Here is a 24,313-nt window from a genome sequence, read left to right as displayed (position 1 = left end):
GGGGGGGGGTCAGCCCGCGTTCGCGAGAGCGCGGGTTTCCGGCGACAGGGCGCCTGCGCTGGCTTCGTCCAATACGACGACGACATCGCCGTGCAGACGGATGGCCGACGCGCTGACATCCGGCGTGATCGGTCCTTCCAGCGCCGCCGCGACGATATCGGCCTTGGCGGGGCCGGTCGCCACCATCAGCAGGCGCTTGGCATCCAGGATGGTGCCGACGCCCATGGTGATCGCCTCACTGGGGACGGCATCGGGGTCGCCGCCGAACATTTCCGCGTTCTGCTGACGGGTGGCGGCGTCCAGTTCCACCACGCGGGTGCGCGTATCGAAGGGCGAGGGCGGTTCGTTGAAGCCGATATGTCCCGTATCGCCGATGCCGAGCAATTGCAGTGAAATGCCGCCATGCGTGCGGATCGCGGCCTCGTAGGCCGCGCATTCGGTCTTCAAATCCGCTGCGATGCCATTGGGCACATGAATATGGCGCTCATCGGCATCCACATGATCGAAGAGATGGGTCTGCATATAATGTCGGTAAGAGCGTGGATCGCTCGGCGGCAGGCCGACATATTCGTCCAGGTTGAAAGACGCGATACCGGAGAAGGACAGTGCTTCCGCGCGATGGATGTCGGCCAGTGCTGCATAGACGCCTTCCATCGTTCGCCCCGTGGCAAGTCCCAGAACCGCATCGGGTCGCTGTCGAATCGTGTCGGCCAACAGATGCGCCGCGACATGCGTGGCGGAGGCGGCATCCGGGGTGATGATGAGTTTCATAAAAGCTCCACGGGAATGGCGAGTGACACGGTCACCCGTGTCGGGATGATCCTGCATAGGAGAGGGCGCTTAATTCAGCGATAGATATTAACTGGTCGGCCGTCGACTTGATTATCTCAAATGACGACTGGGCAACGTTCGTTACGGTTGCAGCGATGGCATGGATGGCGTCGTCACAAAAATTTCTTTGTTTCAGGAATAAACTATTGCGATCCAGTAATGGCCCGCATAAGGTTTTTGCAGATGCTTGCTGCCGAACCCAAAGGTGACCCACTGCGGTCCATTCGGCAGGCCAAGTTTGCCGCGATCAATTTTGTTCAAATGCTGAATAAACGGACGGGATTTAACCATGCGCATATCGAATCGTCGGCTGCTGTTATGTTGCGCCACCCTGATGGCAGGTAATGGTCTGGCCGCTACCTCGGCGAAAGCACAGACAGCGTCATCGAAATCGGTTCATGCGCAAGGCAAGGGGCATGCCGCTGCGGCGCCGTTACGTCGTCGGCATAATGGCAATGAGAGTGGTGTGTTGGGGCCGGCCGGGCCGCAGACGGAAGAAATCGCGGTGTCGGGCAGTGCACGACATGCCGATGGCGTAACGAACACGACGCCGGGTGGCGGTTTGATGCCGCGTCAGACCGCGCCGCGTTCGCAAAGCGGCGTGACGCGCGACTGGATCGCCAAGCAGACGCCAAGCGGCAACATCTCGTCGATGATCGCGAATCTGCCGGGTGTAGTGTATGCCAACCAGAGCCCGCTGGGCACTGCGGGCGATACGCTGACCATGCGCGGCATGAATGAAAGCCAGATCGGCTATCTGTTCGAAGGCGCACCACTGGCGGATCCGATCAATTATGAGCCGTACACGTCGATGCTCGTCGATACGGAAAATCTTGGTTCGGTGACCGTCTCCCAGGGATCGCCCGATCTGGATGCGCCACTGTTCAACGCGGTGGGTGGACAGATTTCCGCGACCGAAATGAATCCGTCGCATCAATACGGTGGATATCTGAGCCTGCTGGGTGGCACGCACAGCGCGAACAAGGAATTCCTGCGTCTCGATACGGGTGATATCGGCAATACCGGCATTCGCGGCTTTGCATCATTCTCCCATCTGTCGAACAACAACTGGCGCGGTCCGGGCGGGGCGGAACGATATCACATCGATTCGAAGTTCGTGAAGGAGTGGGGTGAGGATAACTCCATCACCGCGATTTTCGGATATAACCGCCAGGAGCAGACGACCTGGCGTGAACCGACGGCCGCGCAATGGAAGCAGTATGGCACGGGCTTCAATTATAGCCCGACCTATTATCCCGGCAACTCGACGTATTATAAACTGAATTTCGGCAATCTGAATTCGCTCGACGTGATTGCGCCGATGCATTTCACGCTTGCCCATAATCTGACGCTGAACGTCACGCCTTATTACGTGCATCAGAATGGTCCGTCGGTGGGTGGCGAGAATATTCCGGCGTCGGGCGGTTATTACGGCACGATGCAATATGGCGATCTGAACCAGCCCAATTCCTATGTCGGTGCCAACGGCCAGCGCATGTTGACGACGGCGGGTGTCGATCCCTGGAACCAGAAGACCGGTGCGATCAACGCGTCGCTCAACTGGACGTTAGGGAGTAATACGCTGTCGTTCGGATACTGGTATTCGTATACGACGCATGAGGAGCTATCGACCTTTGCGGTGGTCGATCCTTCCGGCAAGGCTGCCAACGCCTATGGTCGTTACGGCATCACCGTACCGGGTACGGGCGGCGCTCTGTTGAGCGGCTATAACCTCAACTTCGTCCAGCAGGTGAATGCGCTCTATCTGGCGGACACGCTCAAGCTGCTGGACGACAAGCTGACATTGAGCGCCGGTTTCCGCGCGGCGATGGTGGCGCGTCAGGGTACCAACGATGTTCCCGGAGCGGATCCATACAAGGTTGTCGGCAATTATTTCGAGCCTCTGCCGCAGTTCTCGGCCAGCTATCAGATCACGCCGCGCGACCAGATCTACCTGAACGGGACGACGTCTTTCCGCGCGCCGGAATCCGTCGAGGCCTATAGCCAGATTTTCGATCCGAATTCCGCCCATGCCGTGGAGCAGCCGGGCAGCCTGAAGCCGGAATACTCGATCGGTGAGGAAATCGGTTATCGCCATACCGGAAAGTTAATCAATTTCCAGATTTCGGCATTCAACATGAACCTGACGAACCATCAGGTCACGTCGAGCGCCTATATTCCCAATACCAATATGCTGATTTCCGAGCCGATCAATATCGGTGGCGAGACGTCGCGCGGCATTCAGGGCGAACTGGGACTGAAGCCCTGGCATCATTTCAGCCCGTATGTTTCGGCGCAGTATCTGCATGCGACGCTGGATAACAACGTGCCTGTATCCGCGAAAAACGCAGCGGGCGCTTCCGTCATCGATTATCTGCCGACGGCAGGGAAAACGATGGTCGCGGCGCCGCATTGGACGGCTTCGGTCGGGCTGTCCTATGACGACAACAAGCACTTCTTCGGTAATTTCGACCTTCGCTATGTCGGTTCGCAATGGTCGACGTTCATGAACGATCAGCGCATTCCCTATTATGTCGTGTCCGATATTTCGCTTGGTTATCGTTTCCCGCATGTGCCGCATCTGAAGGGGCCGAAAATTCAGCTGAACCTGATCAATATCGGCAATAATCTTTACCGCTCGTCTCCCGGCAGTTTCTCGGCGACGGCGCAGGGGCGGCGCGGCATTTACGGCAATGCGATTTCGGCAGGATCGCCTGTCTATCTCACGGGCGGTAATTTTGCCGCGCTGGTTTCGCTCTCTACCGGCTTCTGATTTTTAGAGGCGATGCAGGAAAAAAGGCCAACGTTATGTTGGCCTTTTTTTGTTGGACGATGTCGCGCGGAGAGGTGACTGGAAATTCCGTCCGGAAAGATGCGTTCAGTTCTCCAAAGAAGTCTTTCCGATGACCGGAGCGGGCTCTTTCTGATGATAATCCAGAAGCATGAGATCGTTGCCGCTGGGCTTTAGCCATTCGGCGGGGCAGTAGAGACGCTGCTGAGGGCCAATATGCCAGTAGCGTCCCAGAAGATGGCCATTGATCCAGCAATATCCTTTTTTCCAGTTACTGAGATCCACGTATGTGCCGCCCGGCGCGCGCAAGTCAAAAGAGGCGCGAAACAGAAAGCCGCGAGCATCTATGTCTGGCGACAATGGTGCGCATTGGGCGATAAAACGGTCGCCCAGCGGCAGGCCGAATATTTGCCAGTCGTGGAGGATATGGTTGCCCAGAGTGACAGGGCCATCGAGCCCTTTCCGATCCCCCAGTGCAGCGCCATAGCCGATATGGCCAAAGCTATCGACCCAGATATCCAGCCGACGAGGATGCCCGGCCGGTGGGATCATCGTATCGGCATCGTTGGGAACCATGCGCGATATCGTGCCGATATCGGTGCCGTCGAGAAAAATACGTGCGTAGTCGTGAACGGGAGGTAACCGGAGCATGCCGCCGATGTTCGGCGGTATCGTGACGCGATAGAGCGCCATGCCGTGACCCTGCCGCAAACCACGTTCGAGCGAAACCGGATGCTCCGCGTGCAGGGGTGGGGGCAGCAGATTTTCCAATCTGCCGACATGTGCGGGAATAACCGCCTGAAAATCGGTCATGTCAGGCGGTTTCGGCACTTGTGCGGCAGGTGTGCCGGTTGCCTGCAATAACGCGGCACGAAGCGCGTGGAATTTTGCCGTGGGGCGGCCAGCCTCGTCGATAGGTGCATCGTAATCGTAGCTGGTGACCACCGGCTGGAAGGACGATCCGTCGCGATGTGCATTTGCGCCTGCGCCGAATCCGAAGTTGGTCCCGCCATGCACGACATAGAGGTTGAAAGAGACGCCGGCGCGCAGGATGGCGTGGAAGTCCTTGGTGAAATCCACGCGTGCCATCGCTTTTTCACCCCAATGCGTGAGCCAGCCAGGATAGGCTTCACTGATCCAGAACGGCGCATCGGGCGCAAGCGCTCTGGTGTCGGCGATATTGTTTTCGCCATCCAGGCCGATCGCACAATCGGGGAGAAATATGCGCTTTTCGCGTAGTTGCGGCAGGCCGTCCGCGATCGTGAAAGGCCCCGGAATTCCGTGGCGCTCCCACGCGTTGCGTGTCCAGTGCATATAATCGATATCGCCACCGAACGACGCGTATTCGTTCTCGATCTGCGTCAGGAGGATGGGCCCGCCGTTCTGGGACAGGAATGGGCGCAGGACCGGGGCGAGAGTTGCGATATAGCGTTCGCAGGCGCTGAGGAAAGCGGGGTCGCGTGTGCGTAAGGCGATGTCGCCATCGAAGAGGAGGTAGGGTGGCAAGCCGCCGAAATCCCACTCACCGCAAATATAGGGGCCGGGACGCAGGAAAACCCAAAGCCCTGCTTCCTGACAGAGGCGGATGAAAGCAGCGAAGTTCCGGCGATCGGTATGCAGATCGAACACATTCGGGCTCGTTTCGAGCGTGTTCCAGATCAGATAGATACCGATGGTGTTAAGGCCCATCGCCTTGGCCATGGCAATGCGATGGGCCCACTCGCGACGGGGAATGCGGGCCGGGTGCATTTCGCCGGAGCGGATCTGAAAGGGGACGTCATCGAGACGGAAGCCGTCCGGATGCAGCGTCAGTCGGTGTGCACGTCCGTCTGGTCGTGCTGCCGACGGACGTGTGGCGGCTTGCGTCGATGTCACCAGACGGTCGCCGAGCGCGAAGAGCCCCAGGGTCAGGGCGGTGCGACGTGAGAGCACGGGGCTTACGGCGTCAGCTCCAGCGTCATGACTTCGAATGGCGCCAGTCGAATGACGACGGGTGTTTCGGCGTCCAGGGTTTTTGGCGCTGCTGATTTCGCCCAGAGTGCATGGACGGCATAATGTGACGGTGCATCGGACGGCAATTCCAGCACCTTGCGCGGCTCGATAAGGATATTGCGAGACGTCTGATCCGGATTGCGCAGGGTGATGATTGCCTTGTGGGGCGTCCATGCTGCCCAGCCGTAGGGTTCCAGACGGCCCGGATCACCGCCGACCCAATGACTGTCCTTCAGCACGTCCGCATTGGCGCGGGCCCATTTCGCGGTTTGTGCGATGACATCCCAGTCGGCCGGTTTCAGCAGGCTGGGCGTGATGTAGAGTTCCTGCTCGTCCGTGCCGGTGCCGAAAAAGGAATGCACTTCGTCGGGGAAATCGTGACCGGGGTCGTCGTTCAGACGCTGATTTTTCTGCGCGTAGATGATGCCATGCAGCATGAGGGAATTGAGCGGGAAGAGCGGGGCTTTGACGACGATGTTATGATAGGTGTCGGAATCACGGTAGGTGATCCAGCGCTGACGTCTGGTTCCGACCCCGCGCAGCATGTCATCTTCACCGCCCCGCCAGATGGAATCCGCCGTCCGCAGCCAGAATGGTGACGGATACGTGCCAGTTGTGAGGTTGATGAACGTATTGGGTTTAGTGCGATAGATATCGGCGATCAAATGGATTGCGGCGTCAAAATCGCTATTGAAGACACTGTCGGGCGCGACCTGATTGGCGTTGCCCGTACCGTCGAACTTGAACTGGTTGATGCAGTCCTCGCGGAGCAGCGTCATGACGGCCTTGTGGAAGACGGCATAATAGTTGGGGCCGGAAAGGTCGAAGCCACCATCACGCGTTTCCAGACCGATCTTTTGTCCGGCGGCGACGCGGATTTCCTTGGGTTTGCTATAGCCGCCCCATGGCGAGAGCCACACGCCGGGTGCAGCACCGTATGACGAGGCAAGCTGGCAGAGCGGCCGAAAACCCTGCGGGAAATCCTTGCTGAACTGCCAGGTGCCGCTTCGGTCGTCCCACCCATCGTCGAACAGATAGGAATTCAGTTCGACACCGCGGCGGCGCACGAGTTCCTCACCAAAAGCCTTGATACGATTTTCGGCGTCCGCTTGTGTGTAAGGGGTGAAATAACCGATGTCGTACCACGAATTATAATTGAGGAACGGCCGGTATGGATGGGTACGCTCGCGCTCCACGTATATCTGGAAATCGCGACGCATCTGACCGTGGCGCACGACGCCGCCGACAGCGGAGACCGTGAAGGCATGATCGGCCTGAATGGGCAGGGCCTGCGCGAGGGTCAGACGGGTTCGGCCATTGAATGCCAGACTTTCCGACAGCGGATTTTCAATGCCGAAATAACTGTCATCAATGAAGACCGGAGAGCCCTGAACATCGCCGATGACCTCGCCGTCATTGCTGTTCGCCTCCAGCAGGGCGACGTTCCTGATCGCCAAAGCCTGCGATCGTGGCGTCAAGGCAATGCTTTCGCGGAGATAGGGCGACCCCTCACGTTGCTCCGCACGCCATACAAGTGTGAAGCGGCCTTGCGGATCGGCAAAGCGCGCGGTGACGGCTTGGCCGGGCAGGTGGTCTGCCGCGCGTGAGGCTTTCACATCGGGTGTTATCGTCTCGACCCTTGGTGCCTGTGTCAGGGGCAGGTCGGCACTGGTCAGGGCTTCTCCATTGGCGAGATTGACAGTGAACAGCCCACGCAGTGCGATTGTCTGTCCATGTGCCTGATCGGTAAATTTCGGTTCGACGAGTTTCGAGCCACGCTTTATCCATGAAAGCCGGACAGCACTGTTGCCAAAGCTCTGCTGTGCATTCGTCAGGCTTGCGACCGGCGTGCCAGGGTTCAGGACCGTGGAATCCTCGGCCTGCGCGCTCGAAAACGCCATCAGACTGACCGAGGCCAGAAACACGCCCGATGTGAATCTTCTCATGCTCATAACTTAGAAACCTGTCGAAACGGAGAAGATGAGTCCGAAGCCGCCGCCGATAACATAGGTGGGCGAACTGCCCGAAATCGTCGAGCCGAAAACACCTCTGGTTGTTCTGGCGTTTAGTCCACCATTGCCCGCTGCAAGATACTTGTTATCCGTGATGTTCATCGCGTTCACCTGCACCTGCGGATATTTGGCGATCCAGAGTTTTTTGAAACGATACCCCATCGTGACGTTGCCGATCGCATAACCTGGCATGGTCTGATCGTCCATGTATGTTGAATATTGCGAACTGACATAGCTCATATAGCCGTTGGCGAAGAAATGGCCGTTGTCATAGGAGAGGCCGACGTTGACGGTATATTTCGGGCTGTAAGGCGCGATCTTGCCTGCGCTGCGAATGTAATCCGCACCCCTTGGCAGGTTGTTGTCCGTCGTGACGTGCAGATACTGGAAGGACGCATATGGGCTGAATCCGTGCCAGGGACGCAGGCCTGCGGCAATCTGGAAACCTCGCGATGTCTGGCCACCCGCATTGATATAGTTGGAGACCAGCCGGCCACCGATGTAGCTGGAGATCGAGCTCTGGCGGTTTGTCGAGTTGTAATTGAAGAATGATGCGGTGATGTTGACGAGGCCGGTATGGCGATAACCGATTTCCTCCGAAATTGAATATTGTGCCTTCAGATTCGTTGAATGTGCGAGATCGACGGTAGGTGACGAGCCGTCCCAGTATGTTCCGTAGACAAGAATACCTTGCGGTTCCTTGAACGCGGTTGCGGCATCCAGATAAATCTGGTCGTGCGGCGTGATCTGGTAGGAGGCGGAGACCTGCGGCAGAGGCTGCCCGTCATTGCGGCCGTAGTTATAGAGGTCACCCGGAATCAGGTTTGTCGAATGATAGGACATCATGACGTATTTGAACCCGGCATTGAGGATCAGTTTATCGTTGAGCGCCTTGTAGGTGTCGGAAACGAAGAGCGAGTTCAGTTGTTGAATAAGGTGAATATTGAACTGTAGAAGCGGGTCGCCGTTTTGTCCGCGGATCGGATATTTTCCCCAGTAATTTTCGCCTTCGCCGTTGTCGCCGATCAGTGTGATGGGCGCAGATTCGGTCTGGTCATAATAATTGTACCAATAGCCGACTTTCAATTCGTTATGGCCGTATTTCCAGCTCAATGTGTTGTTGAAGCCGGCGGCATGTTGATTGGAGTTGTCGATGGCCATGACGGGGGCATACCCGTCTACCGCGCCGGGGAGATTGAGATTCCCGGTGGGTTGCGTGCCGTTATAGCCATATTCCGCCTGCGTCTGTCCGTTATTGAACGTGCCATGGATGTGAACATAATACGGTGCGGACTCAAAGGTCAGACCATGGCCAAGATTGAAGGTGAAAGGCGCGCCGATGATGACTGAATGCGATTGTTCGCTATTCAGCTTGTAGTAGTTGTAATCGCCAGGCGTGTATGTCGGGTCGTAATACGCGGCTGAGCGGCCAAATTGCTTCCATTGCGGCATCGTGATGCTGAGGAAGTAGGGTTCGCTCGCCTGATTGTATGTCAGGAAAATTCGTGCGCTGTTACCCTCGCCCCACTCTTTCAGCGCCATTGAATCGATATGTGAGCGGCGGCTGCGGCCTGGGCCGAGCCACATGGCGTGTGTGCCATAGGAATAGGACGCGAATGTCCTGATGCCGGTGTGGCCGATCTCGCCACTGTCCAGGCGCAGAAATTCGCGGGCGGCCTGATGATTGCCGTAGCTCAGATCAAGCTTGCCGCCAAAATGTTCCGCTGGATCGGTCAGCGTCTCCTTTATCGAGCCTGCAATGGCATTATAGACGGGCATGGCGATATCGGCGACACCCTGCTGGACCGTGATTTTCTGGATGTTCTCGGTATCAGCCGCTTCGGATGTGTAAGGTGTGTAATGGGACATGTCGGCGGCGGGGATGCCGTTGATCGTATAGCCGACGGATGTTTGCGTCATGCCGCGCATATAGAAGCTGCTCTGGTCGGACTGGCCGAACGCGTCCGCGTTCGAGAGTGTCACGCCCGGAATATACTGGATCAGCGAAAGCGGATTGCTGGTGGGCGACTGCTTCGCAATGAAATCGCGTGTCACCGATTGCTGTGCCTGAGGTGACTTTTCCGGAGGAAGGAGACCGCCGCCAGCCGTGGTATTGGTGACGCCGTTGGCACTGCCGATGCCGCCAACCACCTGGATATTTTCGCTGGTCGGGCTTGATGCGTGCTGCCGTGGTGCCGCTGGGTTGGCACGGGCATTTCCGGCCCTCGTGGCTTTCGGCCCTGACGGTTTGTTCGTGGGCTCTGCACCAAGCGCCAGCGGCATCATGATCGTCGAACAAAGCAATGTAGCGCCAGTGCGACGTAGCAGTCGGGCGGAACGACAGGAATGGGGCTTCGAACGGCTGGGTGCCTTGCGCATGGACTGGTCTCCCGGATTGATGGCAGCAGCTTAGTCACGGCTGGAATATCAATTGCAAGACCAAAACGATCAATAACGATCAAAAAAGATACTGATGATGGATTTTTATGCGTTGATGGTGAAGTTATGTGATCCATATATGCGCTTATCATGGCTCATCTGCCTCGATTCGGGCGATGACGGCCTCCATAATCTCGATGACGGTGGCCACGCTTCAATCAAGAACGATCACAAACAATCTTGACAATGATCGTTTTTGTTGCCGAATTGAGGGGGAGGCGAAACGGTGCCAATCTCCTGCCGTCTCATTCCCTTGGGAGAAATCATGCAGCCCGACCGCCTGACGCAGATACGTCACTACCTCTATCGTCATGGCGCAACCGGCGTGAATGAACTGGCACAGATCGTCGACAGCTCAGTTGCGACAATTCGCCGAGACCTGCAACGTCTTGAAGAGCAGGGTTTCGTGCGGCGCACGCATGGCGGGGCTGAAATCGTCGATTCCGGCGGGCAGGAAATTGGTTTCGAGGCGCGGGAAAGTCATTGTCTGCGGGCCAAGCGGGCCATCGCCGAAGCAGCCTATGGGCATATTCGCCCGCATTCGTCGGTATTTCTCGATTCCGGCACGACCGTGCTGCAACTGGCGCGACGTCTGCGGCTGGAGCCCATGCCGCTCAATGTCTTCACGAACAGCATCGCCATTGTCGATGCGCTTCTGGACACGCCGAAGCTGCAAATCTCCCTGCTGGCGGGGCGGATCCGGAACGAGAACCGGAGTATCGTGGGGCCGCTGGCCGAGCGCAGTATCGAGGCGCTGTGGTTCGATCAGCTTTTCCTCGGTGCCAGCGCCGTGTTGCCGGATGGCGGCATCGCGACGCCGGATAGTGACGAAGCCAGTCTGAATGCCGCGATGATTCGTCATTCCACGATGCAATTCCTTCTGATGGACAGTAGCAAATTCGGTCAGCACGCGACCTTTCGGGTCGGCAAGCTGGAAGATGTCTCCCATGTCGTGACGGATTCCGGTCTTGCAGAGGATTGGATTGCCCGCCTGGCGCAAGGCAATCTTGCGCATACCTGTGTGCCGGTCGATGTGGACGGCGACGCCGGGATGATCGACGCATGATCTCTTCCTGGCACAGAGCGGTTCTGGCGGTGGACGGTGGTGGTACCAAGACGTTGCTGGTTGTCGCGCGGATGGATGGCACCATCGCGGAAGTCAGACGCGCGGCGGGGACCAATCCATTCGATGGCCCGTCGTGGCGGCCGGTTCTGACGGAGTTGCTGACGAATCTGCTGGACGGAATTGAGGCTGCGGGGCTGGGTCTGCCGGGATACGGGGAGGACGCCGAGCATACGGCCGCGCAGGATGCCCTGGTTCACACCATGCTCGCGGCGCCGACGAGCGTGATGAACGATGTCGAGATGGCGTGTCGGGGCGCCTTTGCGGGTCAGCCGGGGATACTGCTGCTTTCCGGAACTGGTTCGATGGCCTGGCGGGTCGGTGCGGATGGCGCGCAGGCGCGCGTTGGTGGCTGGGGCGCCTTGTTCGGTGATGAAGGAAGTGCCTGCTGGATCGGGCGTGAAATGCTGACGGTCCTGTCGCAGGCGATCGACGGGCGCGCGCCGATTCCGCCGCAGGACGTCCGGGCATTGCTGTCGCTGATCGATGCCCGCGATACTGCGGATCCGATGAGCGCGCTGCTGTGCTGGTATGCACGGCTGACATCGCCACGTGCGGAAGTGGCGGCGCTGGCGAAGGGTGTCGATGGGTTGGCGGCGCAAGGCTGCACGACGGCGAAACGCATTCTGGATGCCGCGGCGGATCAGCTGGCCATGCATCTTCGTGTCCTGCGGTGCGATGGCGCCACGTCATGGAGCTATGGCGGCAGTGTTTTATCGAGCCAGCATATCCTGGCACGGTTGAGTGACGAATTCGGCGCGCCGGCGATGCCGCTGCTGCCACCGGTTGGCGGCGGCCTCTTGCGGGCGGCGACGCTTGCAGGCTGGGCGGTCGATGCGCAATGGATCGCGCGGTTGAGCGCGGCCCTGCACGCCGAGAACATTTCTTGATGGAAGGACGTGGATCGATGAACGCGACGGAACGGGGAATTCGTGAGCAATTTGCGCTGTGGAACAAGCTGGCGCCCAACGATGTAACGCCATCGTCGGAGCGGATGCAGGTCGTCGTGGGCTGCGGGACGTCCGTTCATATTGCGGATTCCATTGCCGTAGCCCTGAATGCGCATGGTCATCTCGCACGCGCGGTGCCGGGCAACGAATGGACGCGTCGCCGGGGTGATTACGTGCCGCTGGAAGCGCCGGTGGAAGTGGTTGCGCTGTCCCGCAGCGGCGAGTCGACAGAGACGGTCGCGGCAGCGCGGGTCAGTCGTGCTGCCGGGACGCCGGTTGTCGCATTCACCTGCGCGCCGGGTAGTGCCTTGTGCCGGGAGGCGGACCGTCTGGTGGAAGCCGAGACGCATCCGGAGGAAGGCATCGTCATGACAGCGTCGGCCAGCCTCATGCTGTTGATGGGACTGCGTTACGCGGGTGTGACGGTGGGACCGGAGACGACGCGCGCGGCGGAGGCGCTGCTGAACGCTGTCGATCCGGTATTGCCGGGGCTGATCGAGGGGCGGTCGCATTTTGTCTTCCTCGGCGGCGGCTCCTACTACGGCGTCGCACGCGAAGGTGCGCTCAAGATGCAGGAAATGAGCCTGAGCCAGAGCGAGGCGCACCATCCGCTGGAATATCGCCACGGGCCGATCAGCCTGATCGACGAGCGTTCGCTCGTGGTGTTCATGTATCATCCGGACACGCGCGAGGAAGAGGCGGTGCTGGCCGAGGACTTGCAACGCAAGGGTGCGAAGGTTCTTGGACTTGGCGGTCCCGGAACGGTATCGTTCGATGTTGGCGGCGACGTGGAGGCGGGCGCGTTGACCTGTTTGCCCGTTCTGCAACTGCTGGGTGAATATGTTGCGCGGATGAAGGGGCTCGACACTCTGGCGCCGCGTCATCTGACGAAGGTCGTGACCGTTGCCTGACGCACTCTCGCATCTGTTGTCTCTTGCCCGCGGGGTGCATGATCCTGCCGTGGCGCCGGGTGGGCGGCGCGGCATCGCATCGGTCTGTTCGGCGCATCCGCTGGTGCTGGAGGCGGCTCTCGGGCGGGCGGCGCGGGACGGCGGATGGGTGCTCATCGAGGCGACATGCAATCAGGTCAATCAGGAAGGCGGCTATACCGGCATGACGCCGGTGGATTTTCGCGATCTGGTCTGGTCGATTGCCGGTCAGGTGGGCTGCCCGCGCGAACGGATCATCCTCGGTGGCGATCATCTGGGGCCGAATCCGTGGCGGCATCTGCCTGCCGATGAGGCCATGGCCTGTGCCGGGGCGATGATCGAAGCCTATGCGGCGGCCGGCTTCGTGAAGCTGCATCTGGATGCCAGCATGGGGTGCGCCGGGGAGCCTTCAGCTCTGGCGGACGAGATCGTCGCCGAGCGCGCGGCGGCGTTGGCCGCGCGTGCGGAAGCCGTCGCACCGGGGCAGGCGGTCTATATCGTCGGTACCGAAGTGCCGGTGCCGGGCGGTGCGCTGGAGGCGCTGGATCATCTTGCCCCGACGGCGCCGCAGGCGGCGCGACAGACGGCGGGCGTCACGCATGCGGTGTTCGCGCGTGTTCTTTCGGAAGATGTCTGGCGGCGTGTTCTGGCGTTGGTGGTGCAACCCGGCGTGGAGTTCGGCGCGGAAGATGTCGTGTTCTATCACCCCGAAAAAGCCGTCGGTCTGATCGGGGCGCTGGACGATCTGCCGGGTCTCGCCTTTGAGGCGCATTCGACCGATTACCAGACGGTCGCCGGGTTGCGGCGTCTGGTGGAAGATGGTTTTGCGATCCTGAAAGTTGGTCCCGCCCTGACATTCGCCATGCGTGAGGCGCTGTATGGCCTGGATGCGATTGCGGATGTGCTGGCGCCGGGAGAAAAGCGCCTGCGTGCGGTGATGGAAGCGGAAATGGCGGCTGATCCGTCATATTGGCAGGCGCATTACGACGCGGCGCGCGCACCGTTTCTTCGGCATTACAGTTACAGCGATCGTATTCGTTATTACTGGGCGCGCCCGGCTGCGCGTGCCGCGATCGAGGCCCTGTTCGTCAGGCTGGCCGAGACGGGACTGCCGGACCCCTTGCTGAGTCAATTTCTGCCGCGTCTTTACGAACGCGTGCGTCTGGGCCACATCCCTCGTCATGCGCGGTCCATGGTTCTGGTGGCCATTGCCGACGTACTGGATGATTACGGACAGGCATGTGTGCCAGAGGGGGCGTCATGAGCGGGCAGCAATTCGCCAGCGACAATTATGCGGGAATCTGTCCGGCGGCCTGGGCAGCGATGCAGGAAGCCAATACGGGGTCGGTCGTCGCCTATGGTCAGGACGAATGGACGTTGCGGGCATCGGATGCACTCCGTGCAGCCTTCGAGCACGATGCGGAGGTGTTCTTCGTCTTCAACGGCACGGCCGCGAATTCCCTGGCGCTCGCCAGTTTATGCCGTTCGTATGAAAGCATCATCGCGGCCGATCTGGCCCATATCGAGACGGATGAATGCGGCGCGCCGGAGTTCTTCTCGAACGGTGCCAAGCTATTGACGATCCGCACCGATGGCAGCGGCAAGCTGACGCCGGAAGCGATCCGCGCCATGGCGACGGGGCGCAGCGATATTCATTTTCCGCGCCCGGCGGTCGTGACGATCACGCAGCCGACCGAGACGGGCATACTCTACAGCCTCGATGAAATCCGCGCGATCAGTGCCACATGCCGCGATCTCGGCTTGAAGCTCCATATGGATGGCGCGCGCTTTGCAAACGCCATTGCGGCGCTGGGATGTCGCCCGGCGGACATGACCTGGCGTGCCGGCGTCGATGTTCTGTGTTGCGGCGGCACCAAGGGTGGCATGGGAATCGGCGAGGCGGTGATTTTCTTCGACCGCACGTTGGCCGAAGGTTTCGACTATCGTTGTAAACAGGCAGGTCAACTGGCTTCCAAGATGCGGTTTCTGGCTGCGCCGTGGGTTGGCATGCTGCGGGATGGCGTGTGGCTGGATTATGCGCGCCATGCCAATGCGGCGGCAACGCGGCTGGCCCAAGCGCTGGCTGGAATTCCCGACATTCGGCTGGTTTTCCCTGTGGAGGCGAATGCGGTGTTCGTCTCCATCCCGCCGCAGGCGGCTTTGCGGCTGCGCGAGCGCGGGTGGCTGTTCTATGAGTTCATCGGGGGTGCGGCGCGCTTCATGTTCGCATGGGATGCGGAGGAAGCGCGCGTCGACGCGTTGGCGCGGGATATCGCTGCCTGTGTGGCTCAGTAACCTTTCGCCGGATCGTAGCGCAACGCAGGCTGTTTTCCCGCTTCAATCTGATGGATGACGGATACGGCATAAGCCGCACGATCCCTGTATGATGCCTCGGATGCCATATGCGGCGAGATCGTTACGCCGCGGCATGTCCAGAGCGGGGAATCCTGCGGGAGCGGTTCCTGTGGAACGACGTCGAGAACGGCGCCACGGAGAACGTTACTGTTAATCGCATCCACGAGATCCTGGGCGATCAGCTGGCTTCCGCGCCCGACGCTGATGATCGACGCTTGTGGGCGTAGATGGGCAAATGTCTTCTTTCCGAGAATGCCGGCGGTCTGTGATGTGGCGGGCAGCAGACTCACAAGGATATCGGTCCGGTTCAGGAAGGGAATGAAGGCGTCGTCACCGGCGAATGTATCCACACCGTCGATATGATGCGCGCTGCGCGCCCAGCCACATACCTGAAACCCCAACGCCTTGAGACGTAGCGCCGTGGCGCGGCCCAGTTCGCCAAGGCCCATGACGCCCACGGTCGTCGTCGCGGCGGTTCGTGTCTGATTGAGCCATGGCGACCATTCCTGCCGTGCCTGGGCTTCGGCCCATCGCCATGCGTCCCGAACGAGTGTCAGGGCTGCCCAGCATACGTAATCGCCCATCTGATCGACGGTCTCCTGCGTGCCCATGCGATAGAGCGGCATGTCACGGGGGAAGGCGGGGTCGCGCAGGATATGATCCAGCCCGGCCGCCGGGCTGATGACGGCACGAAGGTTGGGCATGGCGGCGATTCGGCGGCCTTCCGGTTGCCATGCGAATGCGTAGTCGACTGTCTCGGGAGGGACCGATGGATCGTCCCAGTCGATGATGGTCAGCGTGGGGTCGGCGGCATGAAATGCGTCGATCCATTGCGATCGTTCGGCTGGAGAGACGGGTTTCAGGATCAGTGTCGTCATGCTGATTTCCACAAGTCTTCGACTGCCGGGAAAGGGCAGTCGTCACCTTACGATATGGCGATCCGGCGGCTGTGTCATACGGCGTCCAGTCAGGTTTGCGGCTGTAAGAGTTGCGCAGGTTCTACTCGGTCGCGAAAAAAGTGTCGTTTCGCCCACTGTGTTTAACGGCATACAGGGCCTGATCGGCGCGTTTCATGGCTGTCGGCCAGTCTTCGCCGGGGTCGAGGCGCGTGACGCCGGCGCTGAAAGTCACGTTGATAAGCGCGCCAGTCACCGGAAACATATCTGTTGTCACGGCCTGGCGAATGGTCTTGATGCGATTTTGGATGAGAGACGGCGCGCAGAGCAGGACGAGAAGAAACTCTTCGCCACCATAGCGACCGGCATACTCGCCATGTGCCAGTAGACTGCCGGTCAGGCGATGCGCGAATTCCACCAGAACTTCGTCTCCTGCGACATGGCCGTGGACGTCATTGATCTGTTTGAAGAAATCGATGTCGAGCAGCATGATGTAGACATGCTTGCGCAAGTGTATGCCGTTTTTGAGTTCCTGCAGCTTTTCCTGGATGGCGCCACGGTTGAACAGGCCGGTGAGGCTGTCGGTTCTGGCCTGTCGCGCCAGTTCCGCCGTTTGTTCGGCCACGCGGCGTTCCAGGATGTGTGTCTGGCGCAGAATGTAATCGAGGCGCCAGTTCTGGATGCCGTATCCCACGACCACGGCCATCAGAACGTAGAGCAGGATGACGGGTATGGACCGCCACATCGGAACATCCATAATGACAGTGAAGTAAACGGGCGTCGAGATTTGATGCTTGTCGGCATTGATCGCCCGCACGGCGAATCGGTGGGTGCCGGAAGGGACGTTCGGGTAGCGTGCGGTGCTGCCTTCTGTGTCGATCCAGTTGTTGTCGATCCCATCCAGCCGATATTGAAAATGAATGCCGAGGTCGTCCCGAAAATCCAGTGTGCCGAAATGAAAAGTGAGGGGCGCCGATCGATAGGGGATTCGCTGCCCGGCATAATCTGTGTTGCCGATTTGGACAGCATCGATGAACGGCTGCAAATTGCGCTTATGAAACAGATCGTCAGGATGCAGGATATGAGACAGGCCGTTCGATGTGCCGGCCCAGATCGTGCCGTCCGGTCCTTCGGCAAGGGCGTTCTGGTTCAGGTCATTGGCGGCCAATCCGTCGGCTGTCGTGACGGTTACCCAATCCGTGCCGTTGAAAACGGACAGGCCGTGCTCCGTGCCAGCCCAGAGCCAATGCCGGCGATCGGTAAGAAGGCTGTATATTGTGCTGGATCGAAACGCCTCGAATGCATCGATCGATACGACGCGAGAAACATTCTTCTCATATTTTATCCGAAACAAACCGCCTTGGCCGCCGACGCATAAAATATTTTTACCACACATGCTGAGAGCTGTCGGTTGGAAGTTCTGCTTTGGCCAAGGGAGATCGAGTTTACGGAAGATGCCGTCGTCCAGCCGGTAGTAAATTCGATCGTTGATGATGACCCAGAAGATATTGTCTGCGGAAAAAATGCCGCTGGGGGCCGATCCGGAAATTTCCGGTTGAGGATCATGTGTTGAAAAATTGTCCGGGTTGAGGGAAAATATTCCCTCTTGCGTAAGAAACCATATGGTATTGTTTTTTGAAACAAGTATCTGGTTTACGTTTGACACCCGATAACTTCTTTCGCGCAGGCTTTTTGTGTCGATAGAAAATACTGTATCAAGATCGGTAGAGGACCATAAATGGTTCGAATGATCCATCGTAAGTGCATAAGATGAGATATCGTAATGTCTAAGGAAATGCTGATTTTTATAGTCAAGCAAGTCCAGTCCGCCATCGGAGGCGACCCATGCCAGATCGTGATCTGTTGGTAAAACCTGCCATATGTTGTTGCCGGACAAGCCCGTGGATTTTGCGTATTTCGTAATGCTCTGAAAACCCACAGCCCGGATAAGGCCTCTGCCAATCGTTCCCAGCCAAAGGTTTTGTTGCCGGTCAATGAAGCTCCGGCCGAGAAAGATCGATGATAGTTCCAGAGACAGACGCTCGTAGGTGATCTGATTGTGGGAAACCGATGCAATGCCGCCGGCAATTTGTGTAACGAATGCACCTTGTCCATTGGGAGAGAGGTTTAGAAAATTGCCAAGATTGGCAAGGCTTTTGGGTGTGAACTCCAGCCGATGGCTCGTGGAACGGCCTGTCATCGTGTCCAGTGTAATCAGATGATTTACTGTTCTGATTTGAGCGATGCCCGGGCTGAGCTGGTTGATGTCATCGACCCGTTCGTCGGGAAGACCGTTCATGACACCATAACATTTCGGCAGATTGGAGGATAACACGCAAAAGCGACCATGATGGCCGCCCACCCATACTTCCCGCGTATCGGTATATATTGCCGACGTGTCCTGTATGGATTCGGTTTTCAGGCCACTTGAGATATTCGCATCTTCCAGACGGTAACTATCGCCGTAAGGTTTCAGGAACAGAAGTTTGTTATCACCAGCAATAATGACGCCATCTTTCCAGAAGGTCGCCTGGCGAGGAAACTGGGCGTTCAGTCTGGGGCCGATCCATGCCAGCTTGTAATTCCTGAACGTGGACAGGCTGGAGGCAGGTCGGAAAACGGCAATTTGTTTGAGGTATGATACGAAGACAGTATCGTGATCGTCGACAAGCGACCATAAAGCGAAGCCTCGCAATCTGGGATTGTTCGAGTTGTCGATATTTACGGATTTGTAGCCATTCCAGATGGAGAATCCGTTTTCCGACCCGATGAGGAGGCGGCCATCATGAAGCTGGGATATGGAATGGATCTCCTGGTCGGAGATTCCATTGGCGCTTGTATAGAAACGAGGCAAAATGGTTTGGGCAACGCTGGGAAATACCCATGCCGCAATCAATATCAGGCCAAACAATGGCAATATGTGAGCGCAGCGTCGCATTGGCGATATACTGCGCTAATTCTAAGAAATACGCAATGTTCGGTGGCTGACCCCAATAATAGAGATTGTAACATCTCAATGGTGTCGGAAGAACAGTTTGTTCTGAAAAATTACTGGCGTTAGGCGACGCGGGTTGCGTTAGGAGCGGGCCACTGGCGGAGGCTTGCGACGCGGATTGCGTTAGGAGCGGGCCACTGGCGGAGGCTTGCGACGCGGATTGCGTTAGGGGCGGGCCACTGGCGGAGGCTTGCGACGCGGATTGCGTTAGGAGCGGGCCACTGGCGGAGGCTTGCGACGCGGATTGCGTTAGGAGCGGGCCACTGGCGGAGGCTTGCGACGCGGATTGCGTTAGGGGCGGGCCACTGGCGGAGGCTTGCGACGCGGATTGCGTTAGGGGCGGGCCACTGGCGGAGGCTTGCGACGCGGGTTGCGTTGGGGGCGGGCCACTGGCGGAGGCTTGCGACGCGGGTTGCGTTAGGAGCGGGCCACTGGCGGAGGCTTGCGACGCGGATTGCGTTAGGAGCGGGCCACTGGCGGAGGCTTGCGACGCGGATTGCGTTAGGGGCGGGCCACTGGCGGAGGCTTGCGACGCGGGTTGCGTTGGGGGCGGGCCACTGACGAAGGCTGGCGACCTTGGTGGTCTGTGTCTTCGCGTCGGAGTGGGTGTTCGGGGAGGCGGCGACCGTCGCCAGACCCAGAATGGCGGCGAAGAAAAAATTCTTGAAGCGCATCGATATCATCCTTCTCAGAAGACGGCGGAGCAGGCTCCCCGTGACTTGTTGATTGGATGTTATGACGATGCGCCTGCCGGCACACGTTGAGAAAACACAGATGTGTAATGCTAATTAACTATGATTTCACGATCTATTCAAGCAAGGATACTGAAAGTTTTTTGCTGATTCGGTGTTTTTATGTTCTTGTATTGTTCATCTTATATTGCCGGAATGTGCATCTGTATGGCTTCTTTCCGCAAGTCAGAATGGCACAATTCGCGATCTGAAATGAAGAGCGGTAATTTTATTGGCGTATCGTTTTCCTCCTCGTCAGGCGGTGTTTCTTGATGCGGGGTGTCGATCGTGCCGGTCGCCGCATCGATATCGTGGTCTGGTGCCAGCCGACCCGTTGCCGCCCCTTCGGGATGCCGCGGCGTTACTCAGCGGCAATCGATCTCGGACCCAGGCCGAATTGTCGAATGAGGGCGCGGCGGTACGCATGCTGACGCATGCGAAGATCGTCCTCCTGACCGAACCGCGCGGCAATAACGTCCTGAATACGGACGATCTCCGCCAGATGACGTTCAAGCGCCAGTGAATGGGTGGCTGAGGATGCATGGCGACGGTGGATGTTGAGGGCATCCGCGACGTACACGACGTCTGCCCTGGGCTGATCCAGCAATTCGACATACAGCCGCCAGTCGCCTGCGACTTTCAGTTCGGCCAGTTCGTCCTGACAGCGCGCCAGTGCCGCGCGCAGTGGTTTGCGGGCAAAGATGGCGCTGCTCACATTCATGATCAGATTCCGTTCGCCCAGGCATTCACGCACGAAGGCGCGTCCCTTGTGCAGGCTGTCGCGTTCGAGGCGGCTGCCGACGCTTTCGGCATAATAGGGCTTGTAGCTGCTGCTGACGGGTGCGCCGTCCTCATTGATCGAGCGGCTGTCGCAGAACGCCATGACGGCTGTAGGCGCCTGTTCGAGAGCCGCGAGGAGCGTTGCCATGTGGCTCGGTTCGGAGAGATCGTCCGCTTCCGCAATCCAGATCCAGTCGCCGCGCGCCCGTTCGACGGCGCGGCGCCATTGCGAGAAGACGGAGCCGGAATTGTGGCGGCCGGCGACGATGCGGATGGTGCGTTGCCATTCCTTGCTGACCTGACGCGCAACGGCCACGCTGTCGTCTGTCGAGGCATCGTCCAGCACGATGATTTCCAGAACCGGGACGTGCTGCGTGAAGATGGAGGCAAGGCGTCCTGCCAGATAGCGCGCATAATTATAAGACAGCACGACGATGGAAAGGCGTGGTGTTTTCGGCGCAAGGTATTGATGAAGTGTTTCGACGTAGGCGGGAAACGAAAACCTGTCGGCATGTCGGCGGCCGATCAGCCGGCGCTCACTACTGGCGCGCGATGCCGAGATTCGCGCGGCCGTCATGATCGCGCGTGCCATGGCGGAGAGATCGCCCTGGGGTACGACGGCATGACCGGCGTCGCCTTCTGTGAGGATAAGCTGCAACAGTTGCGGGATGCCGCCGCTGCGGGCGAAGGTGCTGCATGGAAGGCCGGTGGCCAGGGCTTCGAGCACGACCGATGGGTAGGGATCTTCGCGGGAGGTGAGCGCGAAAGCGTCTGCTGCGCATAGATAGGGCGTTATGTCGGGGCAATGGCCCGGCATATGGAAGGTGCCCAGCGAAATGGCCAGGCTGATATCGGGATCAAGCCCCTCGCGCAGACTGGGATCGATATCTCCGATCCATAGGAAATGCGTCGCGCCGACATTACGCGCACCTGTAGCGCCGCTGACATGCAGACGTTGCCAGAGTTGCAGGAACAGGTCGAAGCCCTTGCGCATATCGGCATAGCCGGCACCGACGATCAGTCTGTCACGTGTGCCCAGACCCAATCCGGCGCGTTTCGCATCGCGCGACGAGGGGCTGAAGACAGCCGGCGTGTAAAGGCCCTGCGGCAGGATCGTCGGGGTGACGGGTATTCTGGGATCGATGAGGGACGCGGCGGGAACGATGACGTCGCGTGCCAGTTGGCAGGCATGCGCCAATGATGCCTGCAGATTGCGTTGCCGCAGCAGATTGGGCAGTTCGTGCTGAAGGAGCGTGAAGTCGATTCCGGCCGCATGCAGGTCGGCGGCGAAGGGCGTCGAGGCGGCGCTGTTGACGAGGGCGCTGGTATAGCCGTCCTGACGCAGCGCCTGCAGGCGCTGTCGCGTCGCCACCTTGCCGGCCGTCAGGATCTCCGTCGGCGCGACGGCACGGTAGCGCTCGATCATTGCGCCGTCGTCGAGCAGCACGAAGAGGATATCGACCCCATGCTGCGCCTTGAGCTGGCGCCCGATCGCCAGCAGAAGCGCTTGCGCGCCAGCCGGGAAGGCATCGTGGCCCACAAGCAGAAGTCGGCCGTTTCGCCTTGCATGCTCGAAGCCTGTGCTGGCGCGTGCGGTGGCGTTCAGATAGGCGGCGCCGAAATGCTGGTCGGGTTCGAGATAGGCGCCTTCCGCCCATTCGTTCCAGGCATTGATGCACACGATCGGCTCGCCGAAGAACGGGGCACGGCGCGCGCGCTCCACCAGCCCGGCCAGCCAGCGTTCGTAAAGCGGCGGCGTCGAGCCGTGCAGGACGAGGCCATGCCCCTGCCGCCGGGCATCGTTATCCCACGATGGCGCGGCAGTGCGGATCAGCGGGAAGTCAGGCGTCGGGGCGGCAAGGGCCTGATCGACGGCCTCGCCATAATCGTAGACCTGGGCCGTGAAGTCATCGTCCAGGACATGCAGCCGTTCGTTGATGAGCGGGGAGCTGTCCAGCAACTTGTGCGGTGGAAATTCGATGGCGCCGTCCATGCCGAAAGCACGGGGGTCGTTGTCCTTGAATGCCTGCCCCATGATGAAAATGGGGTCTTCGCCATGCCGTTCGCGGAACAGGTTGCGCCAGCGCCCGATGCTGGTGACCGGATCGGGGATCGTGCCGGGTCGGTAGATCATCAGCAGCGGTCGGCTGCCGATACGGATGTAGCGTCGGTCCGCCATGTGTCTCGCCAGGCAATCGACGAGGTCGGCATCGTCTTCCGGTCGATAGTCCTGCGCGATCAGGATATCGTTGTCCGACCCGTCCCAGCGGCGGCTCCAGTTTTCATTCGCCCACATGAGGCAGAACGGCATGTCGATGGTGGGGTTGGCCAGAAGCAGTTCCAGCGGACCATCCAGCAGGCGTGCGCCATTGAACCAGTAGAAATAGAAAACGAAGCCTTCGATTCCGGCTTCATGTGCCATCTGCGCCTGACGCGCGAGGATGTCGGGGTCGTCCAGCGTGTAATGGCCGAGATCGCGCGGCACGCGTGGCTGGTAATGATCCGCAAAGCGCGGCATGCCGCGCGCCACGTTGGTCCATTCCGTGAAGCCCTTGCCCCACCAGCGATCGTTTTCGGGGTTGGCGTGGAACTGCGGCAGATAATAAGCCAGCACTCGGGCGCGCCGGATGGCGCTGTCGGGAAGCGGGCGACGCTCCTCGAAAAACGGTCCCGGCAGGGTGCGGCGTCGCACCTCGCGCGGGATGGTTGTTTCTTCTTCCGGGAGGGCGGGATGGACGCCAGGGCGCGTGCGGTGTTCGATGAAATGCAGCAGCGGATTGGTGTCCGGCGCGTGCCGCAGGTAGCGCGTCCGGTAGAAGATGGGATCGAACCCTTCGAACGGGCGTCGAACCTCGCGGAACCCTTGGATCATATAGTGTTCGAGCGGGTCCAGACCCGAGGCGGCGACGTCCGGATATGTTCGCAGGTAGAAGGCGGGATCGAATTCCGGCAGGGGGCGGATGTCCGCCCGGTGGCGATTGGCGAGATAATGCGCCAGGGCCAGCATGTTTTCCGGGACGCAATGTTGTCGCGCGTACCAGGCCGGGTCGAACCATGCGATTGGCCGTCGGCCCTCGCGCTCGCCATGGCAGACGTAATGCAGCAGCGGATCGCCTGACACATCGCGGTTTTGGGAAAGATACCAGCCGGGATCGAAATAAGGGTTGGGTTTGCGCCCTTCGCGCCAGCCGTGGTGGTGATAGTGGGCAAGGGCGCCTGTGCCCAGCGAACGCAGATCGGGGTTGCGTGTCAGGTAAAAGGCCGCGTCGAACAAGCCGGAATGCCCAAGACGCTGAAGAATACTTGCCATGTCACTGATACATTAACGAAATAGAAACTTTCTTCCAAGACGTTATTTTTCCGTTAACAAACGCGACGTCTTGGAGCATGGGACCGTTCAGTGCGCCTGGTCCACGTTGCGAATGCGGCGTAGCGGTGCCATAGGAAGCGGCGTCCGGTCATGCCGTCGGCCGGGACTTCCGATCGGGA

14 protein-coding genes are annotated in these 24,313 nt (G+C 59.3%); 6 read left to right on the top strand and 8 right to left on the bottom strand.

The window, feature by feature from the left end; translation table 11 throughout:
* Positions 1 to 9: 9 nt before the first annotated feature.
* Both nagB and A0U93_RS16380 read right to left on the bottom strand, forming a co-directional pair.
* Complete coding sequence (gene nagB, locus A0U93_RS05865; RefSeq protein WP_077806519.1) at positions 10 to 771, bottom strand: glucosamine-6-phosphate deaminase; 762 nt, start codon at positions 769 to 771, stop codon at positions 10 to 12.
* Between the two features lie 192 nt (positions 772 to 963).
* Positions 964 to 1,122 carry a hypothetical protein gene (locus tag A0U93_RS16380; protein WP_169852703.1) on the bottom strand — a complete coding sequence of 53 codons (159 nt, stop codon included), beginning with the start codon at positions 1,120 to 1,122 and terminating at the stop codon, positions 964 to 966.
* Here A0U93_RS16380 and A0U93_RS05860 point away from each other — a divergent pair.
* Positions 1,121 to 3,604, top strand: a complete 2,484-nt coding sequence (locus A0U93_RS05860) for a TonB-dependent receptor (RefSeq protein WP_077806518.1) — start codon at positions 1,121 to 1,123, stop codon at positions 3,602 to 3,604. The genes A0U93_RS16380 and A0U93_RS05860 overlap by 2 nt on opposite strands.
* A 105-nt stretch (positions 3,605 to 3,709) precedes the next feature.
* On the opposite strand, the gene A0U93_RS05855 is transcribed toward A0U93_RS05860, so the two are convergent.
* Genes A0U93_RS05855 through A0U93_RS05845 form a run of 3 tightly spaced genes read right to left on the bottom strand, consistent with a single transcriptional unit; the run spans position 3,710 to position 10,005 of the window.
* On the bottom strand, positions 3,710 to 5,554 hold the full coding sequence (locus tag A0U93_RS05855) for a beta-galactosidase (protein WP_077806517.1): 1,845 nt from the start codon (positions 5,552 to 5,554) through the stop codon (positions 3,710 to 3,712).
* A gap of 5 nt (positions 5,555 to 5,559) precedes the next feature.
* On the bottom strand, positions 5,560 to 7,560 hold the full coding sequence (locus A0U93_RS05850) for an alpha-galactosidase (protein ID WP_077808361.1): 2,001 nt from the start codon (positions 7,558 to 7,560) through the stop codon (positions 5,560 to 5,562).
* A 9-nt stretch (positions 7,561 to 7,569) separates the two neighbouring features.
* Positions 7,570 to 10,005, bottom strand: a complete 2,436-nt coding sequence (locus A0U93_RS05845; RefSeq protein WP_077806516.1) for a TonB-dependent receptor — start codon at positions 10,003 to 10,005, stop codon at positions 7,570 to 7,572.
* 325 nt (positions 10,006 to 10,330) lie between these two features.
* Between A0U93_RS05845 and A0U93_RS05840 the strand changes: the two genes are divergently transcribed.
* From A0U93_RS05840 to A0U93_RS05820, 5 genes are read left to right on the top strand one after another with little or no spacing between them, the layout of a single operon-like run.
* Positions 10,331 to 11,131 carry a DeoR/GlpR family DNA-binding transcription regulator gene (locus A0U93_RS05840; protein WP_077806515.1) on the top strand — a complete coding sequence of 267 codons (801 nt, stop codon included), beginning with the start codon at positions 10,331 to 10,333 and terminating at the stop codon, positions 11,129 to 11,131.
* A complete protein-coding gene (locus tag A0U93_RS05835; protein WP_077806514.1) occupies positions 11,128 to 12,078 on the top strand; it encodes an N-acetylglucosamine kinase in 951 nt (316 codons plus the stop codon). The genes A0U93_RS05840 and A0U93_RS05835 overlap by 4 nt, the downstream gene beginning before the upstream one ends.
* 17 nt (positions 12,079 to 12,095) lie before the next feature.
* Complete coding sequence (locus A0U93_RS05830) at positions 12,096 to 13,049, top strand: SIS domain-containing protein (RefSeq protein ID WP_077808360.1); 954 nt, start codon at positions 12,096 to 12,098, stop codon at positions 13,047 to 13,049.
* Positions 13,042 to 14,331, top strand: a complete 1,290-nt coding sequence (locus A0U93_RS05825) for a class II D-tagatose-bisphosphate aldolase, non-catalytic subunit (RefSeq protein WP_077806513.1) — start codon at positions 13,042 to 13,044, stop codon at positions 14,329 to 14,331. Before A0U93_RS05830 ends, A0U93_RS05825 begins: the two co-directional genes overlap by 8 nt.
* Entirely contained in the window at positions 14,328 to 15,362 is a 1,035-nt protein-coding gene (locus tag A0U93_RS05820; RefSeq protein ID WP_077806512.1) for a threonine aldolase family protein, read from the top strand. The genes A0U93_RS05825 and A0U93_RS05820 overlap by 4 nt, the downstream gene beginning before the upstream one ends.
* Here A0U93_RS05820 and A0U93_RS05815 read toward each other — a convergent pair.
* The 3 genes from A0U93_RS05815 to A0U93_RS05800 form a co-directional block, all read right to left on the bottom strand.
* Positions 15,356 to 16,300, bottom strand: coding sequence for a 2-hydroxyacid dehydrogenase (locus tag A0U93_RS05815; RefSeq protein WP_077806511.1), 945 nt, complete (start codon positions 16,298 to 16,300; stop codon positions 15,356 to 15,358). The genes A0U93_RS05820 and A0U93_RS05815 overlap by 7 nt on opposite strands.
* Positions 16,301 to 16,421: 121 nt before the next feature.
* Positions 16,422 to 19,256: a ligand-binding sensor domain-containing diguanylate cyclase gene (locus tag A0U93_RS05810; RefSeq protein WP_077806510.1), complete on the bottom strand. Its 2,835-nt coding sequence runs from the start codon at positions 19,254 to 19,256 to the stop codon at positions 16,422 to 16,424.
* Between the two features lie 1,149 nt (positions 19,257 to 20,405).
* Positions 20,406 to 24,134 (bottom strand): glycoside hydrolase family 99-like domain-containing protein, encoded by a 3,729-nt coding sequence (locus tag A0U93_RS05800; RefSeq protein ID WP_077806508.1) that lies wholly within the window; start codon positions 24,132 to 24,134, stop codon positions 20,406 to 20,408.
* Positions 24,135 to 24,313 lie beyond the last annotated feature (179 nt).

The sequence above is a fragment of the Neoasaia chiangmaiensis genome (assembly GCF_002005465.1).
Classification (GTDB): domain Bacteria; phylum Pseudomonadota; class Alphaproteobacteria; order Acetobacterales; family Acetobacteraceae; genus Neoasaia; species Neoasaia chiangmaiensis.
The sequence above is the reverse complement of the archived record's forward strand: the minus strand, read 5'-3'. Positions and strand labels throughout refer to the sequence as shown.